The sequence below is a fragment of the Diplocloster hominis genome (assembly GCF_032380655.1).
Classification (GTDB): Bacteria; Bacillota; Clostridia; order Lachnospirales; family Lachnospiraceae; genus Diplocloster; species Diplocloster hominis.
Genome location: NZ_JAWDIY010000098.1, coordinates 1 through 533 on the forward strand (window position 1 = coordinate 1; position 533 = coordinate 533).

At 49.0% G+C, this 533-nt stretch carries 1 protein-coding gene; it reads right to left on the minus strand.

The genetic code is table 11. From position 1 onward, the window contains the following. On the minus strand, window positions 1-533 hold a 533-nt coding region (locus ABC831_RS26435; protein WP_425524628.1), incomplete at both ends, for a ferredoxin reductase domain-containing protein.

The following is a 533-nucleotide window of genomic DNA, read 5'->3' on the forward strand; positions in this document are numbered from 1 at the left end:
GGAACCTTGGATACATATTCGGTTACAAACCCTACGTTCCAATCGTCGATCTTGTCACGGTCCAGGGTATAGAAGGTGTTAAATTTATCTCTCCAGGATTCCAGCTCGCCGCGGAACACAATGCCCTCTTCATTCTTGAAGCCGGCGATCAGCGTTACGCTCTCCACATAGCCGGGATTTTCCGCAAATACACGGAGCATGCTTCTGACCGGAGCCAGTCCGGTCCCGCCTACGATCACGACCACATTTTTGCCTTTGAACTGTTCCATCGGCCAGCCGTTTCCATAGGGTCCGCGCAGGAACAATACATCACCTGGTCTCTTGGCGAAGATCTCTTCTGTTACTTTTCCCACGGAACGGATCGTAAAGTCCAGCCAGCCATCGCCAAAAGCAGATACGGAAATGGGTGCTTCCCCGATCTTCGGAATGGATAACTGCAGGAACTGTCCGTGATCCGGTTTGATATCGGTTTCCACTTTAAATGTATATTCTAATGCGGTTTCTTTTTTAATTTCCAGTATTTTACACGGGAT